Source organism: Clostridium sp. CX1, from assembly GCF_025398335.1.
Taxonomy (GTDB): domain Bacteria; phylum Bacillota; class Clostridia; order Clostridiales; family Clostridiaceae; genus Clostridium_AM; species Clostridium_AM tanneri.
The window spans coordinates 1-4,242 of the sequence record NZ_JAODOO010000039.1 but is presented as its reverse complement, the minus strand read 5'-3'; the positions used below and the strand labels follow the sequence as shown (position 1 = coordinate 4,242).

At 29.6% G+C, this 4,242-nt stretch carries 4 protein-coding genes; 3 read left to right on the top strand and 1 reads right to left on the bottom strand.

From position 1 onward, the window contains the following. Positions 1–444: 444 nt before the first annotated feature. The 3 genes from N4T77_RS19910 (at position 445) to N4T77_RS19900 (ending at position 3,092) form a co-directional block, all read left to right on the top strand. The gene (locus N4T77_RS19910; RefSeq protein WP_261673609.1) at positions 445–1,698 is read left to right on the top strand and encodes an SH3 domain-containing protein; all 1,254 of its coding nucleotides are present in this window, start codon (positions 445–447) and stop codon (positions 1,696–1,698) included. A 195-nt stretch (positions 1,699–1,893) separates the two neighbouring features. Then, complete coding sequence (locus N4T77_RS19905) at positions 1,894–2,652, top strand: threonine/serine exporter family protein (RefSeq protein ID WP_261673608.1); 759 nt, start codon at positions 1,894–1,896, stop codon at positions 2,650–2,652. Further along, positions 2,649–3,092, top strand: coding sequence for a threonine/serine exporter family protein (locus N4T77_RS19900; protein ID WP_261673607.1), 444 nt, complete (start codon positions 2,649–2,651; stop codon positions 3,090–3,092). The genes N4T77_RS19905 and N4T77_RS19900 overlap by 4 nt, the downstream gene beginning before the upstream one ends. Before the next feature lie 142 nt (positions 3,093–3,234). On the opposite strand, the gene N4T77_RS19895 is transcribed toward N4T77_RS19900, so the two are convergent. Then, entirely contained in the window at positions 3,235–3,999 is a 765-nt protein-coding gene (locus N4T77_RS19895; RefSeq protein ID WP_261673606.1) for a tetratricopeptide repeat protein, read from the bottom strand. Positions 4,000–4,242: the final 243 nt, after the last annotated feature.

Sequence of the window (4,242 nt, the reverse complement as noted above, 5' to 3'; positions counted from 1 at the left end):
ATCTTGATATTAAGTTTTTTTGTTTATTTGTCGCTCATCAAGCGACGAATGTTATGTTATCATCTTTATCATTTGAAAATATAAATGGTATAACAGCTTAGACTAAATTAAACCATTCAATTTAATTCATTCTTTTTATTCCTTTATATTTTGCCTAATGATACACCAGAGTCAGTTTGTTTCAATTTAACATATACTAAAAATAGATATATCTATTAGTGTTAAAGAGTTCCCTTATAACTTAACCTGCTGAATTTTAGTGATTATACAATTTGTCTTTTCTAAAATCTATATTTTATAAATACTTTTTTACAAATAACAGCAGTCTCTTCTACAGAATTAAGGATTTATTTATAATCTTTTTACCATATATGTGTTAATATATAGTTGTAAGAAATTAATGTAAATCATATTAACTTTTCAAGATAGGAGGAGATGACTTTAATGAAAAGTAAAAAAATAATATCAATTGTTCTTTCAGTTTCAATAGCTACTTGTTCTATATTAGGTACTTCTTATGCAGTTAAAGCCGCTACACTGCATGGTATTGTGTCATCTAAACAAGGATTAAATGTAAGAAATGAATCTAATTCTGGTGCAAAAATTATAGGAAGCCTAAAATTAGATGAGTCAGTAGAAATATTAGAGACTACAGGTGATTGGTATAAAATTAAATATGGTTCTTCCTATGGATATGTATCCAAACAATATATAGCATTAGATAAGAATCCACCCGATGACAGTAATCCACAAAAGGAAGATTCAAACTCGAATACAGAAGAAAAAACTCCAGAATATAAGAACTTCAGCGAAAGAAAAGATGTAGATCAGCTTAAGCAGTGGAAAATCAAATTTAATAGAAAAATAAAAGATACTGAAAGTAACAAAAATGAATTTAAGGTTATAGATACCAATGGTAGCTTTGTTTCAACTAAAGTTTTAATAGATGACTACTCTGTAACTGTCATTCCATGGAGCACTGGCTATAACTACGAAGAAAATTATAAGTTAATTATCGGAGATAACATAGAAAGCTCTGATGGTATAAAAATAAAGTATACTTCAACTATGGCTTTTTCTATTAAATCAAAGGCTGCTTCACTTGGACTAGGCAATAATGAAACAGAATCTGTAAGTAATAATAGAAACTTCGATTGGTATATTGGCCAAAATGATACTGGAAAATATTCAGCTATAAACTCTGGCCCTGCTGCTGTAGCTATGGCTATTAAGTGGACAAACCCTTCGCTTGATAAGTCAGTGGCCTATATAAGAGATACATATGAAAATGATGGGTTAGCTTGGAGTATGAATAACATTATTTCTTCTTTAAAAGATTCAAATATAAAATATAACTCTTGTGATGATATAAGCGAAGATGAATTAAAGAAGCAACTTAAATCTGGAAACATACTTATAGTTAATCTCAATCCACAATATATAAATTATAATGACAGTTCAGAGTCTAGAGTTGGACGTTTCCATATAGTTGATGGAAGTGCCTATACTGTTATTATAAAAGGTTACAAAGTTGTGGATGGTAAAACCTACTTTGAAATATACGATTCCTTCAATATTAATTCTAATTACTTAGATGGTTCGCCAAAAGGTAAAAATAATTACTATCCTGCAAATGAGGTGTTAAATTCTCTTATGTCAGAGAATATTCATCCTATTATAGTAAGCAAAGATAACTAAAACAAAAGCACTAGAGATAAAATCTAGTGCTTCTTTGTTTATATCCTATATATGCTGATACATATCTTATTGTACTAGAGATTTTTTTACTTAAATAATATTTTTCTAACCTTCCTTTACCTAATAGAAATTCTCACAAAAAATGATATAATAGTACTGGCTGTAAATAATATTATTTTAATAAAGGAGTATAATATGGAGGCTAAACAAGTTTTGGAGATTACTCTTTCTGCAGGTCATATGCTTTTAAGTAATGGTGCAGAAGCTTATAGAGTTGAGGAAACCATTGAAAGAATATGTAGTTCTTATAACTTACAATGTGAATGCATGGTAACAGCTAAGGGAGTTTTTATCTCGCTCTTAGATGGTGATAATGAAAAAATAACTTCGTTAAAAAAGATTCGGACAAGACGGGTAGATCTATATAGGATAGAGCTTATCAATTCTTTTTCTAGAAATCTTCAGCATAACCCTATTTCCTATGAAGAAGCAAAACAGATATTGAAGGATATAGAAGGAGCCCCCTATTTCAGCTTTCCTGTTAGAATTTTTGCAGCAAGTATGACTTCTTTTGTATATTCATTGTTTTTTAATGGGACAATCTATGACTCAATTGTTTCAGCAATTGTCAGTGTGGGTATATATTTTATGTTGGAAAAAATATCTCATGTTGGTTTTTTTCAGTTTTTTGAATTCTTCCTTTCAGGTTTTATTATAGGTGGCGTAAGTATAGCCGCCCAAAAGCTACTACCCTTTGTAAGCAAAGGAAATGTTATAACTGGTGCAATAATGATATTATTACCTGGAGTACCTCTTACTAATGGAATTAAAGATATTATATATGGAGATTTTGATTCAGGAATGACTAAATTCGGTGAATCAATGCTTGTTATAACTGCTGTAGGCGCAGGTATTGGCGCAGCATTGGCTATTGGGGTAGGTGTAAAATTATGATGAAACAAATAGTATTAGCATTTTTCGGAAGTATATTCCCTGTTATACTTTTTAATATTGACAGAAAAAAGATAATATGGACCGGCTTTTGTGGGGTTTTTGGTTGGATAACCTATCTTATGGTATATAAATATACTGTTAGCCCTGTTTCTGCATCTTTTGCAGGATCTTTTGTCGTAGGTGTGTACAGTGAGTTAATGGCACGAAAACTTAGAACTCCTGCAGTACAGTTTTCAATACCAGGAATATTTCCCCTTGTACCTGGTATAACAGCATATAATACTATAAATTACATAGTAGAGCAAAACTATTCAGCTGCCTACTCAAAGGGAATGCAAACAGTAGCTGTAGCAGGAGCAATTGCATTTGGTATAATGCTTTCATCTACAACTTTTCGCTTTATTTCAAAGCTAGTAAGGTCAAAAAAACTTCAGCAATAGTTTAAAAGATTGTGTTTGAAAACGGATATTTATAATTTTCATGAATAAAAGCCATGCATATAAGGAAGCTTATTTTCCTGTTTATGAATGGCCTTTGTTTTTTTATAAGACTTTTATACATTTTCTCCTAGTTTTCCTTACACTAAAGAACCAGCTTTGGGTCTTCTGTATAGTTTTTAAAACCTTTTATTTTACTTTTTTCTTTACATATTAATGCTATATTGCAATATACATCTCTATTGTGAGGATTTAATTTTATAACTTTAACGTAATCATCAATAGCTTTTTCATATTCCTGCATCGCATAAAATACGACTCCTCTATTGTTGTATGCATTCTCATAAGTATCATTTATGATTATAGTCTTGCTATAATCATAAATTGCTTTTTCATAATTTCTATTCATGTAATGTATAATTCCTCTATTATAATACGCTTCCCAATCCTTGGGATTCAGTTCTATAGCTGTACTAAAGTCATCTAATGCTTTTTCACTCATATTTAGTTTTCTATAGGTTAACCCTCTATTAAAATAAGCATTTGCATTTAATGTATTTAATTTCAGAAGCTTATTGTAATCTTGGATAGCCTTACTATACTCCTCTTTAGCATAATAAGTAACAGCCCTATTATTATACGCATCCTCATCATTCGAATTTAATTCTATAACTTTTGTAAAATCCCTTATTGCCAGATCATAATCTTTCAAGTCTTTATAAGCACTACCTCTATTAAAATAAGCATCTATATAATTACAGTTAAAATTTATTGCTGCAGAGTAAAACTTAATCTTTTCTACTAAGTTAACAGAATAATACGCTCTGGAAAAAAACTCTTCTGCCTTTACTTTCTTATCTAGTTTCTTATTACTACTTGGATTTTTTATTCTTTTTTTCGAATCACTCATTTGTATTACTCTACTAGTTCCTCTGTCTATAACAATCACTCCATTACAATAAATTACTTACCCTGTCAGTATATGATATATTTTAAATTATTCCACTAACAGATTTGTTATTTTTGCTTTATTACCTATTTTAATAAATAATGCTAAAATCCTGACCTATTAAATTTAAATATAGGCTTTGTTAAAGCAAATCATTAATATAATAAAAAAAGCAAGAAATAACCTATAGTTATTTCTTGCTTT